General features: G+C 71.7%; 20 protein-coding genes. 11 read left to right on the top strand and 9 right to left on the bottom strand.

All coding sequences use genetic code 11. From position 1 onward, the window contains the following. Positions 1–14 precede the first annotated feature (14 nt). Entirely contained in the window at positions 15–479 is a 465-nt protein-coding gene (locus FHS29_RS27795; protein ID WP_184695579.1) for a GbsR/MarR family transcriptional regulator, read from the top strand. On the opposite strand, the gene FHS29_RS27790 is transcribed toward FHS29_RS27795, so the two are convergent. The 3 genes from FHS29_RS27790 to FHS29_RS27780 are packed head-to-tail and all read right to left on the bottom strand — an operon-like array spanning position 416 to position 3,111. Continuing rightward, positions 416–1,357, bottom strand: a complete 942-nt coding sequence (locus FHS29_RS27790; RefSeq protein ID WP_184695577.1) for a COX15/CtaA family protein — start codon at positions 1,355–1,357, stop codon at positions 416–418. The two genes, FHS29_RS27795 and FHS29_RS27790, sit on opposite strands and share 64 nt — an antisense overlap. A 45-nt stretch (positions 1,358–1,402) precedes the next feature. Beyond that, positions 1,403–2,122 carry an ABC transporter permease gene (locus FHS29_RS27785; protein ID WP_184696136.1) on the bottom strand — a complete coding sequence of 240 codons (720 nt, stop codon included), beginning with the start codon at positions 2,120–2,122 and terminating at the stop codon, positions 1,403–1,405. Positions 2,123–2,178: 56 nt separating this feature from the next. Beyond that, on the bottom strand, positions 2,179–3,111 hold the full coding sequence (locus FHS29_RS27780) for an ABC transporter ATP-binding protein (RefSeq protein WP_312865132.1): 933 nt from the start codon (positions 3,109–3,111) through the stop codon (positions 2,179–2,181). Positions 3,112–3,248: 137 nt separating this feature from the next. On the opposite strand from FHS29_RS27780, the gene FHS29_RS27775 reads away from it, so the two are divergent. Next, on the top strand, positions 3,249–3,869 hold the full coding sequence (locus tag FHS29_RS27775) for a DUF998 domain-containing protein (protein ID WP_184695575.1): 621 nt from the start codon (positions 3,249–3,251) through the stop codon (positions 3,867–3,869). Beyond that, positions 3,866–5,887, top strand: a complete 2,022-nt coding sequence (locus FHS29_RS27770; RefSeq protein WP_184695573.1) for a glycosyltransferase — start codon at positions 3,866–3,868, stop codon at positions 5,885–5,887. The genes FHS29_RS27775 and FHS29_RS27770 overlap by 4 nt, the downstream gene beginning before the upstream one ends. A gap of 91 nt (positions 5,888–5,978) precedes the next feature. On the opposite strand, the gene FHS29_RS27765 is transcribed toward FHS29_RS27770, so the two are convergent. After that, the gene (locus FHS29_RS27765; RefSeq protein ID WP_184695571.1) at positions 5,979–9,641 is read right to left on the bottom strand and encodes a patatin-like protein; all 3,663 of its coding nucleotides are present in this window, start codon (positions 9,639–9,641) and stop codon (positions 5,979–5,981) included. Positions 9,642–10,013: 372 nt separating this feature from the next. Beyond that, positions 10,014–11,597 (bottom strand): polyprenol phosphomannose-dependent alpha 1,6 mannosyltransferase MptB, encoded by a 1,584-nt coding sequence (gene mptB / locus FHS29_RS27760; RefSeq protein WP_312865131.1) that lies wholly within the window; start codon positions 11,595–11,597, stop codon positions 10,014–10,016. A gap of 93 nt (positions 11,598–11,690) precedes the next feature. On the opposite strand from mptB, the gene FHS29_RS27755 reads away from it, so the two are divergent. From FHS29_RS27755 to FHS29_RS27720, 8 genes are all read left to right on the top strand, one after another. Next, a complete protein-coding gene (locus FHS29_RS27755; RefSeq protein ID WP_312865130.1) occupies positions 11,691–12,419 on the top strand; it encodes a helix-turn-helix transcriptional regulator in 729 nt (242 codons plus the stop codon). Then, a complete protein-coding gene (gene sufB, locus FHS29_RS27750; RefSeq protein WP_184695568.1) occupies positions 12,416–13,861 on the top strand; it encodes a Fe-S cluster assembly protein SufB in 1,446 nt (481 codons plus the stop codon). Before FHS29_RS27755 ends, sufB begins: the two co-directional genes overlap by 4 nt. 1 nt (position 13,862) lies before the next feature. Continuing rightward, on the top strand, positions 13,863–15,053 hold the full coding sequence (gene sufD, locus FHS29_RS27745; RefSeq protein WP_184695566.1) for a Fe-S cluster assembly protein SufD: 1,191 nt from the start codon (positions 13,863–13,865) through the stop codon (positions 15,051–15,053). A 91-nt stretch (positions 15,054–15,144) separates the two neighbouring features. Beyond that, a complete protein-coding gene (locus FHS29_RS27740; RefSeq protein ID WP_184695564.1) occupies positions 15,145–15,465 on the top strand; it encodes a non-heme iron oxygenase ferredoxin subunit in 321 nt (106 codons plus the stop codon). Between the two features lie 33 nt (positions 15,466–15,498). Then, positions 15,499–16,272 (top strand): Fe-S cluster assembly ATPase SufC, encoded by a 774-nt coding sequence (gene sufC / locus FHS29_RS27735; RefSeq protein ID WP_184695562.1) that lies wholly within the window; start codon positions 15,499–15,501, stop codon positions 16,270–16,272. A 54-nt stretch (positions 16,273–16,326) separates the two neighbouring features. Beyond that, positions 16,327–17,604, top strand: coding sequence for a cysteine desulfurase (locus FHS29_RS27730; protein ID WP_184695560.1), 1,278 nt, complete (start codon positions 16,327–16,329; stop codon positions 17,602–17,604). Then, entirely contained in the window at positions 17,605–18,048 is a 444-nt protein-coding gene (gene sufU, locus FHS29_RS27725) for a Fe-S cluster assembly sulfur transfer protein SufU (RefSeq protein ID WP_184695558.1), read from the top strand. It abuts the gene before it with no gap. A 110-nt stretch (positions 18,049–18,158) separates the two neighbouring features. After that, entirely contained in the window at positions 18,159–18,512 is a 354-nt protein-coding gene (locus tag FHS29_RS27720) for a metal-sulfur cluster assembly factor (protein ID WP_184696129.1), read from the top strand. Between the two features lie 244 nt (positions 18,513–18,756). Here FHS29_RS27720 and FHS29_RS27715 read toward each other — a convergent pair whose 3' ends face one another. The 4 genes from FHS29_RS27715 to FHS29_RS27700 all read right to left on the bottom strand — a co-directional run bounded on the left by FHS29_RS27715 (position 18,757) and on the right by FHS29_RS27700 (position 23,764). Beyond that, positions 18,757–19,875, bottom strand: coding sequence for a carboxylate-amine ligase (locus FHS29_RS27715; RefSeq protein WP_184695556.1), 1,119 nt, complete (start codon positions 19,873–19,875; stop codon positions 18,757–18,759). Positions 19,876–19,966: 91 nt separating this feature from the next. Beyond that, a complete protein-coding gene (locus FHS29_RS27710; protein ID WP_184695553.1) occupies positions 19,967–21,670 on the bottom strand; it encodes a GGDEF domain-containing protein in 1,704 nt (567 codons plus the stop codon). A 40-nt stretch (positions 21,671–21,710) separates the two neighbouring features. Then, positions 21,711–22,793, bottom strand: coding sequence for a lycopene cyclase family protein (locus FHS29_RS27705; protein WP_184695551.1), 1,083 nt, complete (start codon positions 22,791–22,793; stop codon positions 21,711–21,713). Beyond that, complete coding sequence (locus FHS29_RS27700; RefSeq protein ID WP_312865129.1) at positions 22,793–23,764, bottom strand: MASE1 domain-containing protein; 972 nt, start codon at positions 23,762–23,764, stop codon at positions 22,793–22,795. The genes FHS29_RS27705 and FHS29_RS27700 overlap by 1 nt, the downstream gene beginning before the upstream one ends. Between the last annotated feature and the right edge of the window lie 194 nt (positions 23,765–23,958).

The following is a 23,958-nucleotide window of genomic DNA, read 5'->3' as shown; positions in this document are numbered from 1 at the left end:
AGGGGGTGGGACGGGTGGGCGTCGGACGCGAGACCCGGCTGTCAGCGTGGATCGAGCGGTTCGCCGCGCACTTCGCCGAGGAGGGCATCCCGCTGATCGGCGGTCGCATCCTCGGCTACCTGCTGGTGTGCCTGCCGTCCGAGCGGACGGCCGCGGAGCTGTCCCAGGAGTTGGAGGCGTCCAGCGGCTCGATCTCCACGAACCTGAAGTTCCTGGTCAACGAGGGCCTGGTGACCAAGCGCACGCGGCGCGGCCGGCAGGCGGCGCAGTACCGGATCAACGAGAAGAAGTGGGCCGACCTCGTGCAGCGCAAGCTGGACGCCCTGATCAGCGTCCGCGAGCTGACCGAGTCGGGGATGCGCCTGCTGAGCGGTGACCCGGAGCGCGCGCTGCGCCTGCGGACCGTGGACGACCTCTACACGTGGCTGGCGACCGAGCTGCCGGCCGTCTGGGACCGCAGGCCCACCTCGTCCAGGTGAGGCCGGACGCGGGTGGCGGTCCACAGGTTGGCGGTCGCGATGACGACGACCCCGGCCCCCAGCACGTGGACCGACACCAGCACCTCGGGCACGCCGGTCCAGTACTGCACCATGCCGACCGCCCCCTGCGCGAGCACCGCCGCCACGAGGACCAGGTAGGCCCGCCGCGCGTGGCGACCGAGCACGAACCCCAGCGCCACCACCATGCCGAGGAACAGGAACAGCAGGTCGGCGTGGACCTGGGCCAGCACCGGCACCGGCAGTCCCAGCCGAGGGGTCGCCGAGTCGCCCGCGTGCGGTCCGGCGGCCGTGACGAACGTCCCGGCCAGCATCAGCAGCCCCAGCACCGCGGCCTGCACGACCTGCAGCCGCATGGCGTTCCGGGAGACCACCGGCACCGCCGGCAGGTCGCCCTCCCGCAACGAGGCGACGAGCAGCACGGCCGCCCACACCAGCACCATGGACACCAGCATGTGGATGCTGACCGTCCACCACAGCAGTCCGGTCAGCACCAGCGACCCGCCGATGACGGCCTGCAGCACCACGCCGCCGAACTGGATCAACGCCAGCTTGAGCACGCGGGCCCGTCGGGGCCGGTCGTACCACGCCGACAGCACGCAGAGCGCGGCGATGATGCCGACCACGCCGGTCAGCGTCCGGTTGCCGAACTCGACCCACTGGTGCAGCGGTGCGACCTCGGGGTGTTCGACCGGGACCAGGCTCCCGGCGACGCACTCGGGCCAGGTGGGGCATCCCAGGCCGGACCCGGTGACCCGCACCACGGACCCGGTGACCGCGATCCCCGCCTCGGCGATCACCACCGCGATGGCGAACGCGCGCTGGAGCCTGACGAGCGGACCGGTGAACCAGTTGGGCACGGCTACCGATGGTAAGTACCGCTTCCTGAGAGGACTCGGGCGGGTCTAGCCGAGCTTGGTGGTCCGCGAGGCGAGCGTGCCCGCCGCCACACCCCACGCGATCAACACCAGCACCGGCCGGACCCCCGGCGCGCTGCCGTCGACGAGGGCGCTCTGCAACCCCTCCGCCAGCGCGGCCGAGGGCAGCAGTTCGACCACCGTCACCAGCCAGGAGGGCAGGCCGTCCACGCCGAGCGCCACCCCGCCGACCAGCAGCAGCAGGAACCACGCGATGTTGGCCAGCGCCAACACGATCTCGGCCCGCAGCGCCCCGCCGAGGAGCACGCCCAACGCGCCGAACGACAACGTGCCCAGCACCAGCAGCACGACGGCCCACAGGGCACCCGCTGCCGTGGGCGGCTGCCAGCCCAGCAGCAGCGCGGTCACGCACAGGATCACCACCTGCACCGCGACCACGGCGAACCCGGCGGCGACGCGTCCCGCCACCAGCAGCCAGCGCGGCAACGCGGTGGCGGCCAGCCGCTTCAACACCCCGTACCGCCGGTCGAACCCCAACGCGATGGCCTGCCCGGTGAACGCGGACGAGATCACCGCCAGCGCGAGGATCCGCGCCACCGCCGACCCGACGCGGGGCTCCGGCATCGGCACCACCGACATCAGGCTCAACGCCACCAGCAGCGCGACCGGGATCAGCACGGTCAGCAGGACCTGCTCGCCGTTGCGCAGGGTCAGCACGGCTTCGGTGCGGGTCTGCGCCCACAGCATCCGTCCCAGCCGGCCCCGTCCGGGTGCCGGTGTGAACGTGCCGGGTGCGAAGCCGCTCACGACCGCAACTCCCGTCCCGTCAGATCGAGGAACACGTCCTCGAGACTGCGCCGTGCCACCGTCAGCTCCTCCGCCAGCACCCCCTGCTGGGCGCACCACGACGTCACCGTGGACACCACCTGGGGGTCGATCCGTCCCTGCACCAGGTACGTGCCGCGGGACGCCTCGCGCACGCGCAGCCCCTCCGGCAGGGCTCCGGTCAGCAACGACAGGTCCAACCCGGGTCGGGCGCGGAACCGCAGCTGCTGGTCGTCGGCGTGTGGCGAGGTCAGCTCCGCGGGCGTGCCGGCGGCGACGACCCGGCCGCCGTCCATGATCACCACGGCGTCGGCCAGCGCCTCGGCCTCGTCCATCAGGTGCGTGGTGAGCAGCACGCTCACCCCGTCCGACCGCAGCGCGCCGACCAGCTCCCACACCAGGCGCCGCGCCTGCGGGTCCATGCCGGCCGTCGGCTCGTCGAGGAACACCAGCTCTGGTCGCCCGACCAGCGCGCAGGCCAGCGACAGCCGTTGCTGCTGCCCGCCGGACAACCGCTTGTAGGGGGTGCGGCCCACCCCGGAGAGCCCCAGCACGTCCAACAGCCAAGCCGGGTCCAACGGCCGCGCCGCGCAGGCGGCCACCAGCCGCAGCATCTCGTCGGCCCGCACGCCGGGATACCCGCCGCCGCCCTGCGGCATCACGCCGACCCGGGCGCGCAGGTCCGGCGAACGCGGGTCCGATCCCAGCACCCGCACCGAACCGCCGTCGGCGCGCCGGAACCCCTCGCACACCTCGACGGTGGTCGTCTTGCCGGCCCCGTTGGGTCCGAGCAGGGCCAGCACGGAGCCTCGCTCGACGACCAGGTCGAGCCCGTCCACCGCGACCACGGAGCCGTATTTCTTGACCAGCCCCGACACTTCCACGGCGGGTTGTCGGGGACGCGAGCTCACGACGGCAGAGCCTAAGGTGTGCCTCCCCCGGGCCCGGTGGTGGGGTCAGCCCCACCCCTCCGGTCGGGGACACCTCAGGGTTGCCTAGGGGGCAATCCGGATAGTTTCCGACCCCGTTCGGCGGACAGGATTTCCCCGTGACGGAGATACGGGGGAAAAGACCGGCGGCGGTGCTGCCGCTGGCTGTTGCGGGCCTTGTCCTGTCGCTGTTCCCGATTGTTTACCTGCACGTGGCGTCGGTCGGCGAGCTTAGCCCGATCAGCCACACCATCAGCGATTACATCTTCGTCGCCAACGGCAGCGGGCTGCTGGCGGTCACCGCGCTGTCGCTCGCCGCGGCCTCCGTCGCGCTCCTCGCGGTCCTGGTCCGACGCGGTCTGCCCAGGCGGGGACCGGCCACCGTGCTGATGGGCCTGTGGGCCGCCGGCCTCACCGTGGCCGCCGTGTTCCCCACCGACCCGACCGGGACGCCCACCTCGTTCTCCGGCGCGGTGCACCGCTACGCGGGGGCCGTGATGTTCGCGAGCCTGCCGCTCGCGGGTTGGCTGATTTCCCGTCGGTTCATTTCCAGTACTTCGGTGCGTCGTTTTTCGGTCGCCGCGGGGATCACCTCGGTGGCATTCATGGTGAGCCACGTGACGCTCACCTACCAGGGGGCCGTGCTGCTCGGTCTTTTCGAACGCGTGCTGTTCGCCCTGCTCTACGGCCTGCTGTTCGCGCTGGCCGCCGCCGTCGCCCGACGGGAGGCCCGGTCGTGACCTGGCTCGCGATCCTGCTCGCCGTGGTGGGCGCCGCGTTCTTCGCGTTCGCGGCACGCCTCCAGCACGACGCCGTCAGCGCCACCGAGGGCACCTTGCACGTGCTCGACCTGCTGCGCCGCCCCCGCTGGCTGGCCGGTCTGGTGCTGCTCGTCGTCGGTGCCGGGGTGCACGCGGTGGCGCTGGGCATGGCGCCGCTGAGCGTCGTGCAGCCCGTCGGCGTCCTCGCGATCGGCATCACCGCCGTGCTCGACGGCCGCCGCCGCGAGCTGCCGGCCGTGGCGCTGACCACGTTCGCGGTCGGCGCGTTCGTGTTCCTCGCGGCGGGCAGCGCCACGGCCACCCCGGTCGGGCCGGACGCCGAGCTGAACGCCGGCCTGCTCGTGCTCGGCCTGATCGCCGCTCCCGGCCTGCTCGGCACCCTCGCGACCAAGCCGGCCCTGCGGGCGCTGGGCTTCGGCGCGGCGGGCGGTGTCGCCTACGGCTACGTCTCGGTGCTCATGCGCTCGGTGTCCCAGGACGTCCAGCAGGGCGCGGTCGACCTGACCACCGGGCTCTCGGCGGCGGGCATCGCCGTCGCCCTGCTCGTCGGCGGCTGGTTCATCCAGCACGCCTATGCCAGTGGGCCGCCGCACCTGGCGGTGGCCTGCCTCACCGTGGTCGACCCGCTCGTCGCCGTCGGCATCGGCGCGGGGCTGCTCGGCGAGGCCACCCGGACCACCGGGCCCGTCGCCCTGGCCGAACTGGCCTGCGCCGCCGTCGCGATCGGCGGCGTGGCGGTGCTGGCCCGCAAGCAAGACCTTCCTGCACCCACCAGATCGGAGAACACAGTGAACGACGGACGCGCCATGCGGATCGTGATCGCCGCGGAGACGTTCCCCCCGGACGTCAACGGCGCGGCCCGGTTCGCCCACCGGCTGGCCGCCGGCCTCGCCGGCCGTGACCACGACGTGCACGTGATCGCCGTCGACCCGGACGGCAAGGCCCGCACCGAGCACGTCGACGGCATCACCGTCCACCGGCTGCGGTCGCACCGGACGCCGTTCCACCGCACGTTCCGGGTGGGCCTGCCGTGGCAGGTGGGCAAGGACGTGCGGGCGCTGCTCACCGACCTGAAGCCGGACCTGGTGCACGTCCAGGCGCACTTCGTGGTCGGCCGGTACGTGCTGCGGCAGGCGGCGGAGATGGGCATCCCGACGGTGGCCACCAACCACTTCATGCCGGAGAACCTGTTCGGCCACGCGCACGTCCCGGCGTGGTTGCAGGGCGTTGCGTCCCGCTGGGCGTGGCGCGACCTGACGCGGGTGTTCGGCCTGGCCGACGTGGTCACCGCCCCGACCCCGCGCGCCGTGCGGCTGCTGCACGACAACGGGTTCCCGGCCCGCGCGATCCCGGTCTCGTGCGGCATCGACATCGACCGCTACCGCCTGCGCAGGCAGGTCCGCACCAATGACGCGCCGACCGTGCTGTTCGTGGGCCGGCTGGACGAGGAGAAGCGGGTCGACGAACTGCTCCGCGCGGTGGCCCTGGTGCCCCGGCTGCACGCCGACATCGTGGGCGACGGCTCGTGCCGCGCCGAGTGGGAGCTGCTGGCCCGCGACCTCGGCATCGGCGACCGCGTCCGCTTCCGGGGTTTCGTGGGCGAGGAGGAGCTGCTGGACGCCTACACCGGCGCGGACCTGTTCTGCATGCCCGGCATCGCCGAGTTGCAGAGCCTGGCCACCATGGAGGCGATGGCCGCCGGCAAGCCCGTCGTGGTCGCCGACGCCATGGCCCTGCCGCACCTGTGCAGGCCCGGCCGCAACGGCTGGCTGTTCACCCCCGGCGACGTGTCCGGCCTGGCGGACCGCCTGCACTCGGTCATCTCCGACCCGTCGGTCACCGCGCGGATGGGGGCGGCCAGCAGTGAGCTGATCGCGTCGCACGCCATCGAGTCCACCCTGGAGACCTTCGAGTCGCTGTACGCGCGGGCGATGGGCCTGCCCGTCGTCACCCGGCCCGCCGCACTGGCGGCCTGAGCCCGGACGGCCGCCTGTCGCGGGTCGACGCCTTCCGGTCGCTGCCGGCCGCCCGTCGTCCCCCCGGCACCGCCCGCCGGTCGTCGTCCCGCTAGTCGTCGTCCACCCCGGTGGCCTGCACCCGCGCGATCCGTCGCGCGACCCGCAGCCCACCGGGGCCCAGCACGGGCTTGCCGGCACCGTCCAAAGTGGTCAGGAACCGGAACAGCATGGCGTGGGCTTCCAACCGCTTGAGCAGACCACCGGCCACGTCACCGCCGAAGTCCACGAACGACGCCTGCTCCACCAGGTTGCGCGCGATGCGCCGCCGGGCCTTCAACGGCACCCACCACGTGGTCACCAGCAGCAGCACCAGCCCGAACGACAGCGCGGTCGCCAGCACCGCCTCCCAGCCCACGAACCGCAGCGTGAACACCTGCACCGCCGCCGCGACCACCAGCAGCACCGATCCGTACACGGCGGCCCACCCGGCGGTCGCGGCGGCCGGGGGTTCGGCGTGCTCGGTGCCCCACACGCCGTCGACCTGGCGCCAGCGCTGCAACGACCGCCCCAACCGCAGCGACACCACGACGCCGAACAGGATCGCCACACCCGTGCCGACCACCACCGAGGTCGCGTCCACGTCGTAGAGCCGGTACCGCACCACGGCCCAGATCCCGCCCACGATCAGCGCGACGACCAGCAGCCGCGACAACAACCGGGGCCGCAGCCGGATCTTCTTCAGCACCGCCAACGGAGTCCCGACCGGTGCGGGCAGGCTGCCGAGCACCAGCAGCCCCACCACCACGAGCACCACACCGCCCAAGGCGACCATCCCGGTCACCGCCGACTCCTCGGTGTCACCCGCCGCCATCGCGATCCGCGCGCGGTCGACCGCGACCGCCACCAACGGGATCACCGGTGCCAGCAGCACCAACCCGTGCAGCAGGGTGCCCGAGCGCAGTGCGGCGTAACCGAAAGCGGCCAGCAGCGTGCCACTGCCGAACGCCGCCGCCGGCCCCACCGCCCACGGCGGCAACAGGTCGAACAGCGCCAGCACCAGCAGCGCCCCGCCGAGCGCGAACCCCAGCAGCCCCAGGAACTGCGCGAGCTGCCCGCCGCGGGTCAACCCGGTGATCGTCCAGTACGGCAGCAGCGCCGCCCCGCGCAACGCCCGCGTCAACGGCTTCGCCGGGCCCAGCCCGGACTTCTCGCTGTCCGCCACGGTGATCGCCACCGCCGCGGCCGTCGCCGCGGTCCGGATCACCTGGTCGCTGGACGCCTCCTGGGACAGCGGCTCGCGCCCGATGCCGGCCCGGTCGAACGCGCTGAGCGCCTCCACCCCGATCTCGATCCGCTCGGCGTCGGTGCGCACCGGCAGCTTCGCCAGCAGCGCCGCCTGCTCCTCCAGGAACAGCTCGCCGCGCGACCGCCGGTCGGCGCCCTCGTTGCGGTCGGCCAGGATCGCCGCGCGCAGCGCGGGCAGCTCCTCGCAGATGATCCGCACGTGCAGGCCCCACGCGGCCAGCTCCGCCAACGCCTGGCAGGTCGGCGGGTGGTCGCCGTCCGGGTCGGCGTAGACCGCCGCGAGTTCGTCCACCGCCCGCTGCACGTACGGCGCGAGCTTCGCCGGCACCCCGTCGCCGAACAGCTTGTTCACCAGGTCGTTCACCCGGTTTTGGGCCCGTTCCTCCGGGGAGGAGCCGCCGTTCGGGGTGAGCCGGTCGATGCGCAGCAACCGCTTCGGGTCGAACACGACCTTGCACAGCATGGTCGCGCCGTCCAGCCGCCCCCAGATCCAGTCGTTCACCCGCCACGACCGCTTCAGGAACCCGGAGAACCGGCTCAGCGACGCCCCACCGGCCTTGTCGTCGGGCGTCACGCTGTAGTCGGCGAACGCGTTGCGCGTCTGCAGGCTGATCTGCACCAGGTCCACCGCCTGGTCGGTGCCGCCGCGCGAGTCGTCGGCCAGGCACGTCGCCGCGACCTCCAGCGCGAGCACCCGCGACAGCCACAGGTCGTTGCCCAGCAGCTCGGCCGCGGTCTCGCCCTCGGTGCGCGGCTCGGCCAGCAGCTTGCGCCACGATCGCAGCCCGGCCATCTTCACCCGGTCGTCGTCGAGTTGCTCCAGCACGTCCCGGGCGTCGCCGAGGATGCCGCTGATCCGCTCCACCTGGGTGCGCACCCGCTGCCCGACGCCGTCGGGCGACAGCATCCCGGCCGCGAACGCCTCCACCCGCTGCTCCCAGTACTCCTGGTTGAGGGCCTGCTGCCGGTTGGTCGTCCACTGGCTGTCCAGCTCGATCCGCAACGCCCGCAGCTCGGCCCGCAGCTGGTAGAGGTTGGTCCGGGCGTGGGCCAGCCGGCCGCCGTCGGCGAGGTTCTCCGGCACCACCCAGACCAGCCGCTTGAGCAGGTCCATCGCGGCGGACGCGAGGCGGTCGGCCATCGCGATGCCCCACGGCCAGCCCGCCTCGGGCAGCGCGGCCGGCTGGCACCGGGTCGGCACGTAGGGCAGGACGCCCCACTTGGCCAGGTGCGACCGCTGAGCCGCCTCGGCCGCCGCCCGGACCCGTTCGAAGGTCCACCCGGCCGCGTTCGCCCCCGGCACTTCGAACTGGCGCGTGGTGACGTCACGCGCCGCGTGCCGGATGCGCACGTCCTCGTAGTGGTCGTGCAGGGTCGCGGCCAGCGCGTACAGCTTCTCGGTCACCGAACCGCCCGCGGCGAGTCGGTCGAGCAGCGCACTGCGCCCACCGCGCCGCGAGGCCGCCAACCGGTTGTGCTCCTCGATCCGCTCCACGTACGTGCGACCGCTCTGGCTGGTCAGCGCGCCGAGCAGCTTCGCGCCGGTGCCGATGGTGCTGGGCAGCGCGCCGTCGGCCGGCGCGGTCGGCTCGGTCCTGGACTCGGGGGCGTGCGGGAACACCAGCAGCATCACCCGCCGCACCGGCCCCTCGGCGGGCATCCGGTCGATGGCCTCCAGCGCCTCCTTGGTCGGCGTGTTGACGAGCACACCGCCGTCCACGGCATACCGGGACCGGTTGTCCGTGCCGTTCGCCCAGGACGCGACCTCGGCCATGTTCGGCCGCTCGCCGTCGGCGGCTTCGGGGGTGACCGGCACGTAGGACGGCTCGAACGCGAACGGGAACGAGGCGGACGACCGCGCCGCCAACGCCATCCGGTCGACCAGGGTCGGCAACCGCTCGGCGGTGAAGTCGTCCCGGCCGGTCGGATCACGGCGGAACGAGAAGCTGCCCTGGTGGGAGGACTGGACCAGGGCCTGGCCGAGGTCGTCGTGGGTGACCGTCGGGACGCCCGCGAGCAGGGTGGTGGTGATCCGCAGGTCGACGGGCCGTTCGTGCGGGGCGGTGGGGGAGAAGTCGGTGGTCAGCCGGTCCAGCGCCTCCCGGAGCCGGGGCAGGAAGAACTCGTCGCCCTTGAGCAGGGACACCGGCGACCCCCGGAACGGCGTCCGCAGCAACTGCTCCATCCGCCCCTGCTCGGCCCACAGATCCCGCAACCGCTCCAACTTGGCGTTCGCGTTGACCTGCGACAGCGCCAGCGCCGCCCCGTTGATGCCACCCGCCGAGGTACCCGTGATGACATCGGCGCGGGCCGTGCTGCCGACCGCGCCGAGGATGTCGGCGTACGCACCGTCGCCCCTGGTCAGCCGGTCCAGCTCGAGCACCACCCCGCCCATCCACACGGCGAGGCTGACACCGCCGTTGAGCACGACGGCGAACCGGATCTGCTCCTGCGGCACCTCGGCCATCACACGCTCCTCCCCGGACGTGGTCCGGCGGATCCTCCCAGGTACCGGTAAGTCGCCCACCGGTAGCAACGGGTTACGCCCCGAACGGGTTACGTCCGCACGGGTCGTAGTGACGCCTGCGACCTCCCGGTCGAAGCCCCGGCATGGTGCGCCGCCACTGCGCGCACCCATGCCGGGTGCCGGCAGCGCCGAACCGCCCACGACGGCGGAACGGCCGGGCCTACCCTGATCCGGCCACGGCCGGACACCACGGCGAACGACCGCCGCCGCCCGGCCCGGACGCGTGTGCGGCCCCGTTCGAACCTGCGCCCAAGCCCCGCCCGGACACGCGTCGAGCACCAAACACGCGTCGAGCACCGGACAGGCCGGGAACTACGCGGCGTCGGGCAGGGGGTCGCGGCGGATCAGCGGCATGACCTGCCTGCGCGCCACGAACAGGCACAGGGAGAACGCCACCACGGCGGCCACGACGGCCTGCGGGACGATGTAGGCGCGACCGTCGAAAGCCGAGCCGGTGGGCGGCAGGATCACCGCGATGAACGCACTGGCGCTCATCGCGAAGAGCCGGAACCGCTTCGCCAGCACCGCCGTCGCCAGCGGCAGCGCCGCCCACAGCACGTACCAGGGCTGGAGCACCGGCCCCAGCACCAGCACCGCGCCCAGGCCCGCGCCCAGCCCGTTGACCGCCTTGATCCGCCCCTTGAACGCCTTCCACAGCAGGATCCCGGCGATCACCACCGACACCGCCTGCGTCACCAGCCGCATCAGGGCGATCATCGAATCGGTGTGGTTGCCCAGCCCGAGCAGCAGCCCGAGCCCCCCGCCCATGAACCCCATCGCGGTCGGCGGCGACATCCAGGACTTCACCGTCCCGGCCACGTTCAGCGTCTCGATCCACCCGAACCCGAGCCCGGTCCCCAGGCAGGTGGCCACCATCACCACCCCGGACACCGCGGCCAGCAGCACGGCCGCCTTCAGCAGGTCCAGGAACGACCCGCCCATCCGCCGGGCGATCATCACCCCGAGGAACCCCAGCGCCAGCGCGGCCGGGATCTTCACCGCCGCGCCGAACGTGATCATCGTCGCGCCCAGCGCGATCCACAGCAGCTCTTCGCGCGTCATCGGCGACCCGGTCGCGGTCGGCATCCTGCGCAGCGCCAACTCCAGCCCCACCAGCATCAGGCCGATCGCCAGCCCCTCGTTGTGCACGCCCACCACCAGGTGGAACAGCACCAGCGGGTTCGCCGCGCCCAACCACAGCGCGCTGACCGGCGGCACGCCGAACCGCCGGGCCAGCCGGGGCAGCGCCCACACGATCATCGCCAGCCCGACCAGCACCAGCATCCGGTGCAGGAAGACCCCCGGCAGGACGCTGTCCCCCGTCACCATCGAGATGACCCGCCCCATGGCCAGGAACAGCGGCCCGTAGGGTGCGGGCGTCTCGCGCCAGATGTTGGGCACGTTCGTGGTCAGCGGGTGGTCCACGCCCAGCGCCGACTGGGGGCCGAGCTCGTACGGGTCCTGCCCGTTGGCCGCGATCTGCGACTGCGCCAGGTAGCTGTACACGTCACGGCTGAACATGGGCAGGACGAACACCAGCGGGGTGATCCACATCAGCAGCGTGCGGTCCAGCTGGCTGCGCGACACCAGCCGCGGTCGCCCCGGCCGGGCGAAGCGCCCCAGCCAGAGCCAGGCCGACACCACCAGGAAGACCCCGGTCCACACGACGGCCATCGCCGCGCTCGGCATCCGGGCGAACAGCCCCAGCACCGGCGTGCCGGGCAACGGGCTGAACACCGGCGCCGCGCCCGCCCCGAGGGATCCCACGAACATCAGCAGCGCGCCCACCGTGCCCCAGCGGCGGATGATGTCCAGCTGCCGCCGTTCGGGGGCGTCGAGCGGCGCTGCCTCGGCTATCCCGTCCCGGTTCGCCATCACCAATCCGCCCACCGTCACGCCCGAAGGGTAGCGACCGGTCGCGCGCGTGAGTCGGGTCACCCGAACGGGCCGATCTTTGCGAGCGCCGCCGAAATAGGCAACACTAGTGTTGTGAAAAACGACGGGACCGACCACACCGCTGTGCCCGCCGGGCACGACGGGCGGACCCGGCACGCCGTCGCACGCCTGCTGCTGGAGCAGGGACCGGTCACCGCGGCCTCGGTCGCGGAGCAGCTCGGTCTCAGCCCCACGGCGGTCCGGCGGCACATAGACGCGCTGGTGGCCGACGGCGAGGCGATCAGCAGGGAGGCCCCGCGCCGGGGCCAGCGCGGCCGGGGTCGCCCGGCCAAGCTCTTCCTGCTGACCGAGCAGGGGCGGGCCCGCTTCGGGCACGCCTACGACGACCTCGCCGTGGCCGCGCTCCGGTTCCTCGCCGAACAGGGCGGGGAGGAGGCGGTACGGGCCTTCGCGGAGCGTCGCGTGTCGGCTTTCGTCGACCAGCACCGGGCCGCCATCCTGGCCCAGGCCGACTCCGCCGAGCGGGCCAAGGCCCTGGCGGTGGCGTTGACCCGGGAGGGCTACGCTGCTTCGGCGCGGCACGTGGGGGCAGGCGAGCAGCTGTGCCAGCACCTGTGCCCCGTCGCGCACGTCGCCGCCGAGTTCCCGCAGCTGTGCGAGACCGAGACGGCGGCGTTCGCCGACCTGCTCGGCACGCACGTACAGCGCCTGGCCACCATCGCCCGCGGCGATGCCGTGTGCACGACGCACATCCCGAACACACCCCGGATCACGGTCGGCCCAGCCGACGATCTGACTTCAGACGGAGGGGAGCCCGCATGACTGCCGCTGCCGAGCAGCGCACCACCACCGCCCCGCTCACCCAGGAAGAAACCCTGGCGAGCATCGGCAACTACGAGTTCGGCTGGTCCGACTCGGACGTGGCAGGCGCGAGCGCCCGTCGGGGCCTGAACGAGGACGTCGTTCGGGACATCTCGACGAAGAAGGGCGAGCCCGAGTGGATGCTCGAGTTCCGGCTCAAGGCGCTGCGGCTGTACGACCGCAAGCCCATGCCGACCTGGGGCTCCGACCTGTCGGGCATCGACTTCGACAACATCAAGTACTTCGTCCGGTCGACCGAGAAGCAGGCCGCGACCTGGGACGACCTGCCCGACGACATCAAGAACACCTACGACAAGCTGGGCATCCCGGAGGCGGAGAAGCAGCGCCTGGTCTCCGGTGTCGCCGCCCAGTACGAGTCCGAGGTCGTCTACCACAAGATCCGCGAGGACCTCGAGGAGCAGGGCGTCATCTTCCTGGACACCGACACGGCGCTCAAGGAGCACCCGGAGCTGTTCAAGGAGTACTTCGGCTCGGTCATCCCCTCGGGTGACAACAAGTTCTCCGCGCTGAACTCCGCGGTGTGGTCCGGCGGCTCGTTCATCTACGTGCCCAAGGGCGTCCACGTGGACATCCCGCTGCAGGCCTACTTCCGGATCAACACCGAGAACATGGGCCAGTTCGAGCGCACGCTGATCATCGTCGACGAGGGTGCCTACGTGCACTACGTCGAGGGCTGCACCGCCCCGATCTACTCCTCGGACTCGCTGCACTCGGCGGTCGTGGAGATCATCGTGAAGAAGGGCGGCCGCTGCCGCTACACGACCATCCAGAACTGGTCGAACAACGTCTACAACCTGGTCACCAAGCGCGCGAAGGCCGAAGCGGGCGCGACCATGGAGTGGATCGACGGCAACATCGGCTCCAAGGTCACCATGAAGTACCCGGCCGTGTTCCTGATGGGCGAGCACGCCAAGGGCGAGGTCCTCTCGATCGCGTTCGCGGGCGAGGGCCAGCACCAGGACGCCGGCGCGAAGATGGTGCACATGGCGCCGTACACGTCGTCGACCATCGTGTCGAAGTCGGTGGCGCGCGGCGGTGGCCGCACCTCCTACCGCGGCCTGGTCCAGGTCAACAAGCGGGCGCACCACTCGAAGTCCACGGTGAAGTGCGACGCGCTGCTGGTCGACACGATCAGCCGGTCGGACACGTACCCGTACGTGGACGTCCGCGAGGACGACGTGTCGATGGGCCACGAGGCGACCGTCTCGAAGGTGTCCGAGGACCAGCTGTTCTACCTGATGTCGCGGGGCCTGAACGAGGACGAGGCCATGGCGATGATCGTGCGCGGGTTCGTCGAGCCCATCGCGCGGGAACTCCCCATGGAGTACGCCCTCGAGCTGAACCGCCTGATCGAGCTGCAGATGGAAGGGGCCGTCGGCTGACATGGCCGTCACCACTCAAGACCAGCAACACGGCCTGACGGCCCACTCGCACGGCGGTGGCCAGGAGAAGGGCCACCGCCGGGTGGCCTCCCGCGCGGACCACTTCACGTCGTTCGACGTGAACGCGTTCGAGGTGCCCGGCGGCCGTGAGGAGATCTGGCGCTTCACGCCCATGAAGCGCCTGGCGAACCTGCACAACGGCGCCGCCGCGACCGCCTCGGTCACGGTCGAGGTCATGGCCGCCGACGGCGTCCGCGTGGAGACCGTGGCCAGGGGCGACGAGCGCCTGGGCGTCGCGGGCACGCCGGGCGACCGGATCGCGGCGCAGGCGTGGACCTCGTTCACCGAGGCCACCGTCGTGACGCTGCCGAAGGACACCAAGGTCGAGCCGACCACCGTCACGGTGACCGGCGCGGGCGAGGGCCAGGTCGCCTACGGGCACCTGCAGATCCGGGCCGAGCAGTTCGCCGAGGCCGTCGTGGTCCTGGACCACCGGGGCTCCGGCGTGTACGCGGACAACGTGGAGTTCGTGGTCGGCGACGGCGCGCACCTGACCGTGGTCGCCGTCCAGGACTGGGCCGACGACGCGGTGCACGTGTCGTCGCACCACGCCCGGCTGGGCCGCGACGCCACGTTCAAGCACACCGTCATCACCCTGGGCGGCGACCTGGTCCGGCTCACCCCGGTGGTCACCTACACCGGGCGCGGCGGCGACGCCGAGCTGCTGGGCCTGTACTTCGCCGACGCCGGGCAGCACTTGGAGCACCGCACGTTCGTGGACCACGCGGTGTCCAACTGCCGCAGCAACGTGGTCTACAAGGGCGCGTTGCAGGGCGAGGACGCGCACACCGTGTGGATCGGCGACGTGCTGATCCGGGCGGCGGCCGAGGGCACCGAGACGTTCGAGCTGAACCGCAACCTGGTGCTCACCGACGGCGCGCGCGCCGACTCGGTGCCCAACCTGGAGATCGAGACCGGCGAGATCGAGGGCGCGGGCCACGCCAGCGCCACCGGCCGGTTCGACGACGAGCAGCTGTTCTACCTCCAGGCGCGCGGCATCCCGGAGGAGCAGGCGCGCCGGCTGGTCGTGCGCGGCTTCTTCCACGAGATCCTGCTCAAGATCGCCGTGCCCGAGGTCCGCGAGCGCCTGGAAGCCGCGATCGAGGCGGAGCTGGAGGCGGTGGGAGCGTGACGTCGTCCCAGCGGAAGCACGGCGCGGAGCAGCCGGCGCGGGCGTCCCGGCGCGGGCGCCGCACGGACGGCCGTCCCGGCGGAGGCACGGCATGAACCGGGTGTGCTCGCTGGCCGACCTGGACGACCGCAAGCCGGTCGCGTACCAGGTCGGCGACGAGTACACCCCGGTGGTGCTCGTCCGCGACGGCGAGACCGTGCACGCGCTGCGCGACCTGTGCACGCACGCCGAGGTCGCGCTGTCCGAGGGCGAGGTGACCCGCAAGGGCATCGAGTGCTGGCTGCACGGGTCGTGCTTCGACCTGCGCACCGGCCGCCCCTCCTCCCCGCCCGCGACCGAACCGGTCGACGTCTTCGCCGTCGACATCCGGGACGGCGACATCTACGTCGACGTCACCGCCACCACGAACTGACTTCCCGCCCCACCAGGAGAACTGAGCACCGAAATGGCCACTCTGGAGATCAAGGACCTGCACGTCTCGGTCACCACCGACGAGGCGTCCAAGGAGATCCTCAAGGGCGTCGACCTGACCATCAAGGCCGGCGAGACGCACGCGATCATGGGTCCGAACGGCTCGGGCAAGTCCACCCTGTCCTACGCCGTCGCCGGTCACCCCAAGTACACCGTCACCTCCGGCAGCGTGCTGCTGGACGGCGAGGACGTGCTGGAGATGAGCGTGGACGAGCGCGCCCGCGCGGGTCTCTTCCTCGCCATGCAGTACCCGGTGGAGGTGCCCGGCGTCTCCATGACGAACTTCCTGCGCACCGCCGCCACCGCCGTCCGCGGCGAGGCCCCGAACCTGCGGCACTGGGTGAAGGAGGTCAAGGGCGCGATGGCCGACCTGGACATCGACCCCACCTTCGGCGAGCGCTCGGTCAACGAGGGCTTCTCCGGCGGTGAGAAGAAGCGCCACGAGATCCTCCAGCTGGGCCTGCTCAAGCCGAAGATCGCGATCCTGGACGAGACCGACTCCGGCCTGGACGTCGACGCGCTGCGCGTGGTGTCGGCGGGTGTGAACAAGTTCAAGGAGTCCGGTGAGGCGGGGGTCATGCTGATCACCCACTACACCCGGATCCTCAAGTACATCCAGCCCGACTTCGTGCACGTGTTCGCGAACGGCCGGATCGTCGAGTCCGGCGGCCGGGAGCTGGCCGACCAGCTCGAAGAACACGGTTACGTGAAGTACACCGGCAACCAGGAAGCCGCGAAGGTCGGCTGACGTCGTCCTGACAGTGGACTTCGTCCGAACAGTTCGAGAGGAGGCGTCGGAGCAGTGACCACCACCGCTACTCCGCTGGACGTCGCTACCGTGCGGGCCGACTTCCCGATCCTGGGACGCACCGTGCGGGAAGGCAAGCGGCTGGTCTACCTGGACTCCGGCGCCACCTCGCAACGTCCGAGGCAGGTCCTCGACGCCGAGCGCGCGTTCCTGGAGACCGCGAACGCCGCCGTGCACCGGGGCGCGCACCAGCTCGCCGAAGAGGCGACGGACGCGTACGAAGGGGCACGCGAGGCGATCGCGTCGTTCGTGGGCGTCGGTTCCGGCGAGGTCGTCTTCACCAAGAACGCGACCGAAGGCGTGAACCTGGTCGCCTACGCGATGGGCAACGCCGCCACGTCGGGGCCCGGGGCCGAGCGGTTCCGCATCGGCCCCGGCGACGAGATCGTGGTCACCGAGATGGAGCACCACGCGAACCTCGTGCCGTGGCAGCAGCTCGCCGCCCGCACGGGTGCGACGCTGCGCTGGTTCGGCGTGACCGACGAGGGCCGGCTGGACCTGTCCGACGTGGACGAACTGGTCAACGAGCGCACCCGGGTCGTCGCGTTCACCCACCAGTCCAACGTGCTGGGCACCGTCAACCCGGTGGCGTTCCTCGCGGAGAAGGCGCGCGCGGTCGGTGCGCTGACCGTGCTGGACGCCTGCCAGTCGGTGCCCCACTCGCCGGTCGACTTCCGCGCGCTGGGTGTCGACTTCGCGGTGTTCTCCGGGCACAAGATGCTCGGCCCGTCCGGCGTCGGCGTCCTCTACGGGCGTCGCGAGCTGCTGGAGGCGCTGCCCCCGTTCCTCACCGGCGGGTCGATGATCGAGATGGTGCAGATGGCGAGCTCCACGTTCGCCCCGCCGCCCCAGCGCTTCGAGGCCGGCGTGCCGATGACCTCCCAGGCGGTGGCGCTGGGCGCGGCCGTGGAGTACCTGAGCGCCATCGGCATGGACCGCGTCGCCGCGCACGAGCACCGGTTGACCGAAGCCGCCCTGCGCGGCCTGTCGGAGATCCCCGGCGTCCGCATCGTCGGTCCACTCGACACGGTGGACCGCGGCGGCGCGGTGTCGTTCGTCGTCGACGGCATCCACGCCCACGACGCGGGCCAGGTGCTGGACAGCCTCGGCATCGCGGTGCGCGTGGGCCACCACTGCGCGTGGCCGCTGCACCGCAGGCTCGGCGCGGCCGCCACTGTGCGCGCGAGCTTCTACCTGTACAACACCTTGGACGAGGTGCAGGCCCTGGTGGACGGCGTGCGCGAAGCCCAGAAGTTCTTCGGGGTGGCCTAGATGCAGCTTCAGCAGATGTACCAGGAGATCATCCTGGACCACTACAAGAACCCGCACGGCCGCGGCCTGCGCGACCCGTTCGACGCGGAGTCGCACCAGATCAACCCGACCTGCGGCGACGAGGTGACGCTGCGGGTGAAGCTCGACGGGGACACCGTGGCGGACGTGTCGTACGACGGCCAGGGGTGTTCGATCAGCCAGGCGTCCACGTCGGTGCTGACCGACCTGGTCGTGGGCAGGCCGTTGGGCGAGGCGTTCGTGAAGTTGGACGCCTTCGTGGAGCTGATGCAGGGCCGGGGCCAGGTCGAGCCCGACGAGGACGTCCTGGAAGACGGCATCGCGTTCGCAGGCGTGGCGAAGTACCCGGCACGCGTCAAGTGCGCCCTGCTGGGTTGGATGGCTTTCAAGGACGCGGTGGCCCGCAGCGAAGGAGCAGAGGCATGACCACCCCAGAGCACGCGGTCGCAGAACCCGTCGCACAACAGGCAGGACAGGTCGAGCAGGACGTGGCACAGGACACGGGCACCGAAGACGTGGTCCGCGGCGCGGCGGGCATGCCCGAACCGCCCGCACCCAAGGCGGACGTGGCGAACCTGGACGACGTCGAGGAAGCCATGCGCGACGTGGTGGACCCGGAACTCGGCATCAACGTGGTCGACCTGGGCCTGGTCTACGACATCCGCGTGGACGAGCAGAACGTCGCCGTGATCGACATGACGCTGACGTCGGCGGCCTGCCCCCTGACGGACGTCATCGAGGACCAGACGCGGTCGGCCCTGACCGGCGGTGCCGGCGGCGGGATCGTCGACGACTTCCGGATCAACTGGGTCTGGATGCCCCCGTGGGGTCCGGAGAAGATCACCGACGACGGCCGCGAACAACTGCGCGCCCTCGGTTTCACGGTCTGATCCACGTCCCGGGCCGCACCGCCCGGGTTCCGGGCCGAAGCTCCACAATCCGGGTTTCGCAGCCCGGCAGTCCCGCAGGACCATCACGCGCGGCCCCTCCGGAGTCCACCTCCAGAGGGACCGCACCACAGCGGTCGTCGGCCTCAAGCCGGCGACCGCTGTTCGTCGAACACCCGAAGCGACTCCTGCCCGACACCGGAGAGACCCGGTACCGAGCCCCGGATCCGCCACTCGGACCTGTCGCTCAGGTCTGGGCCACCAACAAGTCCACCACGTCGACCAACGACCCGCGCCGCACGAAAGCGCGCCGCTGCCGCGAAGCCCCGCAACCGTCCACCAGCAGCCGCGCGATCCCCTCGTCGACGAGCTGTTCGTCCCCACAGGCCCGCAACGCCGGGCGCGTCCAATCCACCAGCGACCGCACCAGATCCGCCGCCGGCACCAGCTGCCCGGTGTGCGGCTCGAAGCCCGCGCCCTCCACCCCGTCCCGCGCCGCACGCCACAAAGCGGTCCGCAGAGCCAGGTCCGACACCGGGAGCGCGGGGATCCCGGCCACCGCCGTGGCGGCGATGGCCCGCACCAGAGCGGCGATCAGCACCGCCTCGTCCACGGTCGCCGCCACGTCGCACACCCGCAGCTCGACCGTCGGGTGGTTGGCCGACAACCGGATGTCCCAGTAGATCATCCCCGCATCCATCGACGCGCCGGAAGCCCGCAACACCTGCGTCCCCAGCCGGTAGTCGTCGGCCGACGCGAACCAGGGCGGCGCGCCCGACGACGGCCACGGGCTCCACGACAGGTAGCGCCAGCTCGCGTACCCGGTGTCCCGACCCTCCGAGAACGGCGAGTTCGCGCTGATCGCCAACAGCACCGGCAGCCACCGCCGCAGGTGGTTGGAGATGAGCACCCCGGTCTCCTCGTCCGGGATGCCGATGTGCACGTGGCACCCGCAGATGGTCAGCGCGTCGACCAGCGATCCGTACTGGAGCGCGATGTCCCGGTACCGCTGGTCGTCGGTCAACGGCGGCGGGCGTACGGCGCCCAGCACGGGTGTGCCGGTGGCCACGATCCGCGCGTGGTGCTCCCGCGCCAGGTTTCCCAGGGCCCGCCGGGACAACACCAGCTGCTCCCGGACCTCGGCCATCGTCCGGCACACTGCGGTGGCGCTCTCCACCTGGAACCGGGTCATCTCGGCCTGGAGGTCCAGCACGCCGTCGGCGTCGCCGAGCACTTCGCCCGCCAACGGCACCAAGGCTCCGGTGATCGCGTCGACCAACAGGAACTCTTCTTCCACACCTATCGACAACGCCGTGTCGAACTCGGTTCGCTGACGCGGTAGAGCGGTGACTTCGACCTCGCTCACCAGGGACCTCCCTGCGCTGGGTAGTCACTCTGATGCTATGAGTGATCGGTATGAGCGCACAGGCATCGTTGCGGTGAACTTCGCGACGGCCTCAGCTCACCGCGAGGTGCGCTCCGCCGCGCAGTACGTCCACGTGGTCGCTGCCCGGACGTCCTAGTACCCAACTGTTGCCGCGCAACGACTTGGCGTGCTCCTTCAACGGAGCCAGCAGTCGCGACACCTCCCGGTACGAACCCACGGTGCCCGCCGCGCAGACGAGCGTCGCCAGCGACAGCGTCACCGCGTGCCCTTCCGCGTCGAACGCCGTGTCCAGCACGCCCGCCGCGTACGGCACGATCTCGTTCAGCCCCGCGACGACCAGGAAGTCGTCCCCGCCCACGTGCCCGACCTGCACGCCGGGGAACGACGTGGCGCCCTCCGACAGCTTCCGCCCGAGCGCCCGGATCAGGTCGTCACCCGCCGCGAACCCGACCGAGTCGTTGACCCGCTTGAACGCGTCGACGTCCAGCCACCCCACGGCGAAGATGTCGCCGTTGAGGATCCGCCGATCCACCTCGCGCGCGATGGAATCGCTGCCCGGCAAGCGGGTCAGCGGGCTCAACGCCGCCGCCTGCTCCACCTTCAGCTCCGCGATGCCGCGCACCACGTCCGCCACCCGGACCACGCCCACGCACCGGTCGTCACCGTCCACGACCACCAGGTCGTCGTTGGTCCGCTCGCGGTTGGCGTGCGCGACGATGTCCAGCATCTCCAGCGCGGACGACTCGGCGCCGATCACCCGAGGCTTGTCCGCCAGCCGCGCGGCCTCCCGCTTGGCGTGCAGGGCGTGCCCGAACGGCCCAGTCACGGCCAGCAGGAACCGGTTGCGGTCCACCGTCCAGGTCGGCCGGCCGTCCTCGTCCACCAGCACCACGCCGCTCACCGACGGCTGGGTGGCCAGCACGTCCCGGACCTCCTCGGAGGTCGCCGACTCGGGCAGCGTGGTCGCGGGGTGCAGGAAGTCGGTCACCTTCGGACCGGCCTTGCGGCGCAACGGCTTGGTCATCGTCTTGCCGGCCGCCTCGGGGTCGTTGACCTCGCTGAGCACGGTCGAGATGGTCACGTTCACCCTGGGTCGGCGCTGCGCGGGCGCCAGCAGGTTGCCCTGGGCGAGCCGCACGCCCAACCGGCGCAGCGCGGCCAGCTGCGCCTCGGTCTCCACGCCCTCCGCGACGATCTGCGTGTCCGTCGCCTCGCACAGGTGTTGCAGGGCTTGGACCAGCGCGGTCCGGGCGGGGTCGGCGGGCAGCTCCTGCACGACCTCGCGGTCCAGCTTGACCACGTCGGGTTGCACCTCGGCCAGCAGCGACAGCGGCGAGTCTCCCTCGCCCACGCCGTCCAGGCCGATCCGGAACCCGTCCGCGCGCAGCCGCTCCAGGTGCCGGACCAGCCGGTGGCGCGGGGCGCGCGAGTACGGCGTGCCCACCTCCACCACCAGGTTCGCGGTCGGACGGCCCGTGTCGCGCAGCGCCGCGTACAGCGGGGCCAGCTGCTCCGGCTTGTCCGCGAGGGTCATCGCGAGCAGGTTCACGTGCAGCGGGAGGGTGAAGTCGTGGTCGGCCGCGCTGCGGACCGCACGACAGGCGAGAGCCACATCGGTGTTCGCCAGGTACCCCGCACGGAAAGCCATGCGGAGCAGGTCCTGCACGCTGCCGTCGTGCGGGCGGGCCAGTGCCTCGACCGCGACGACCCCTCCGGTGTTGAGGTTGAACAGCGGCTGGAAGGCGAACCGAACGTCATCCAGCAAGGCGGGCACACGCTGATCGTGCCCGGTCGATCTTGAGAAGCCCAGAGCGTTAACCAGGTGTTCGTGTATCTGTGGCCGATTGCACCGAAAATGCCAATCGGGCGCGCATCCGCCACGGCGCGCGGCGGAACAGAGCGGACATCGCGTCGAGCGTGCCGCGCAGGTCGGAGCGGTCGCACAGATAGTTCCGTTGAAGATTCTCCGGCAATTGGAAAAATAGGTCGAAAAATTGCGGAACCTGGTCGGGCCGCATGGCCAGCAACGCGGACAGGCCGTGCCGGCGCAACGCGTGGACGGCCCGTGCTCCGGCCGGCCACACCACGTTGCGCACCGGCACGCCGTCCACGATCGCCCGTGCCACCGCCGGCGCCAGCCTCAGCGCGGTCGCCACGCTGTAGCCGGTCGCCGGGTGCACCAGTCCCGCCGCCGCACCGAACGCGTCCCACTCCGGCCCAGGGTCCATCGGGATCCGTACCCGCTCCTCGTCGTGGGGGAGTGGAATCCCTTGTGCGGCAAGGCGCGCGTGCAGGCGCACGCGCAGTTCGGCCAACGGCAGGCCGGGCTTGCGCGCCAACGAGGTCTCCTCCAGCAGCACCCGGTCGTCCGACACCGGGATGGCGTAGAGGAACGTCGGGTCCGGCGTCGCCGCGTCCGGCGGCTTGCGCCAGTCCATGACCAGAGCCTCGTCGTCCCCGACGAACGGTGCGGCTGCGGCCTTCGGCACCACCACGCCGACTGCGTGCTGGGCCACCTGCCCCCTTGCGCCCGCCGCGTTCACCACCAGGCCCGCGCGCAGCACGCGCCCGTCCCGCAGGACCACCTGCCTGTCGTCGCGCTCGACGACCGTGCCCTGCACCACGCGCACGTCGTCGGGCAACCGCCGGAGCCGTTCGTTGTCCAGCACGGCGTAGCCGCGCGCGATCCGGTGCTCCGTCGTCGTGAACACGCGTGACCTGCTGGTGGACACGGCGACCGGCGCGTCATCGGGCAACTCGTCCGCCCACGCCGCGTAGGTCGCGGGCCACGGCCGTTCCGGGTGCGGGTCGACCAACGCGGTGGCGAGGCCCCGCGCCGAACACGCCGACGCCAGCGCACGCCCCGCCGGACCACCGCCGACGATCAGCACGTCCATCAGCGGACATCCGGACGGCTCGGCGGCGCCTCGTCGCCCAGCAGCGGCCGGTACTGCTCCACCACCGCGGCCAACTGGGTGCACGTCTGCTCGATCGCCCTGCGCGCCTCGTTGCGCTCGGCGATCACCGCGCTCAACACCAACGTCGTCAACGCGACCGTGGTGTTGAACGCCTGCAACGTCACCATCCGGGGCAACAGGTCCATGGCGGCGAACGGCCCGATCCCGGCCGCCGCACCCCGGGCCGCGAGCGCCGTCGCGATCAACGCGCACGGAGCCGCGCCCAGGTGTTGGAAGCGCAATGCGCCCCACACCGCGAACGGGAACACCACGTACAGCAGCCGCAGCGGGCTGCTCGCCGCGATCAGCATCACTCCGGTCGTGCAGACCAGCAGTGCCGCCAGCTCCGCCGTGCGCGCCGACCGGAAGGGGAAGCGGGCCCCGCGCACCGCCAGCACCAGCGGCACCAGGATCAGGACGCCCATCGCGTCACCGGTCCACCACACCGACCAGGTGGACCAGAAGCCCGCGGAGTCGATCGTGCCGGCGAACAGCAGCGCACCCGTGCCGATGCTGGCGCTGACCGCCATCCCCGCGAACGCCCCCAGGAAGACCAGCGCGAGCGCGTCCCGCGTCCGGTCCATCTCCATCCGGAACCCGGAGTGCTTGAGCAGGAGGAAGGCGACCACCGGACCCAGCGTGTTGCCGACGCTGATGAGGAACGCCGAGCTGCTGTCGCCCAGCGTCGCGTTGACCACGAAGGCCGCGATGGCGATCCCCGGCCACAGCCGCACCCCGCCCAGCAGCAGGGCCAGCAGCGCGACGCCGGTCGGCGGCCACAGCGGTGTCACCTGGTCGTCGACCAATGCCTGGAGCAGTCCCAGGCGGGCGCCCCCGTAGTAGCAAGCGGCGACCACGAGGAGGTGGAGGCCGTACCTGCCCCACGGGCGGAGTCGAGGGGGGATCAGCACCGGGACAGCATCCTCCGCCCTGGCCCCGCGCACCACGTCTAGCTGCGGAGATGCCGCAACCAACCCCCCGATTTCACTATCCGGGGGCGCTCGTGTAAGTTTCTCCATGTCAGCGCGGAACGGGCCGGGAAAGCCGGAACGGAGCGCGGCGCACAAGCCCCGGAGCAGGTCACTCGGTTCGAGTGGTTTTCGAT

The organism is Saccharothrix tamanrassetensis, assembly GCF_014203665.1.
Classification (GTDB): Bacteria; Actinomycetota; Actinomycetes; order Mycobacteriales; family Pseudonocardiaceae; genus Actinosynnema; species Actinosynnema tamanrassetense.
This window is presented reverse-complemented; position numbering and strand designations above follow the sequence as displayed.

What these genes read in the sequence shown, in the direction of transcription:
- sufU (WP_184695558.1), top strand. Translation starts at nt 17,605, where the DNA reads ATGCAGCTTCAGCAGATGTACCAGGAGATCATCCTGGACCACTACAAG.
- FHS29_RS27740 (WP_184695564.1), top strand. Translation starts at nt 15,145, where the DNA reads ATGAACCGGGTGTGCTCGCTGGCCGACCTGGACGACCGCAAGCCGGTC.
- FHS29_RS27720 (WP_184696129.1), top strand. Translation starts at nt 18,159, where the DNA reads ATGCCCGAACCGCCCGCACCCAAGGCGGACGTGGCGAACCTGGACGAC.
- sufC (WP_184695562.1), top strand. Translation starts at nt 15,499, where the DNA reads ATGGCCACTCTGGAGATCAAGGACCTGCACGTCTCGGTCACCACCGAC.
- FHS29_RS27705 (WP_184695551.1), bottom strand. Translation starts at nt 22,793, where the DNA reads ATGGACGTGCTGATCGTCGGCGGTGGTCCGGCGGGGCGTGCGCTGGCG.
- FHS29_RS27765 (WP_184695571.1), bottom strand. Translation starts at nt 9,641, where the DNA reads ATGGCCGAGGTGCCGCAGGAGCAGATCCGGTTCGCCGTCGTGCTCAAC.
- sufB (WP_184695568.1), top strand. Translation starts at nt 12,416, where the DNA reads ATGACTGCCGCTGCCGAGCAGCGCACCACCACCGCCCCGCTCACCCAG.
- sufD (WP_184695566.1), top strand. Translation starts at nt 13,863, where the DNA reads ATGGCCGTCACCACTCAAGACCAGCAACACGGCCTGACGGCCCACTCG.
- FHS29_RS27785 (WP_184696136.1), bottom strand. Translation starts at nt 2,122, where the DNA reads ATGCTGTGGGCGCAGACCCGCACCGAAGCCGTGCTGACCCTGCGCAAC.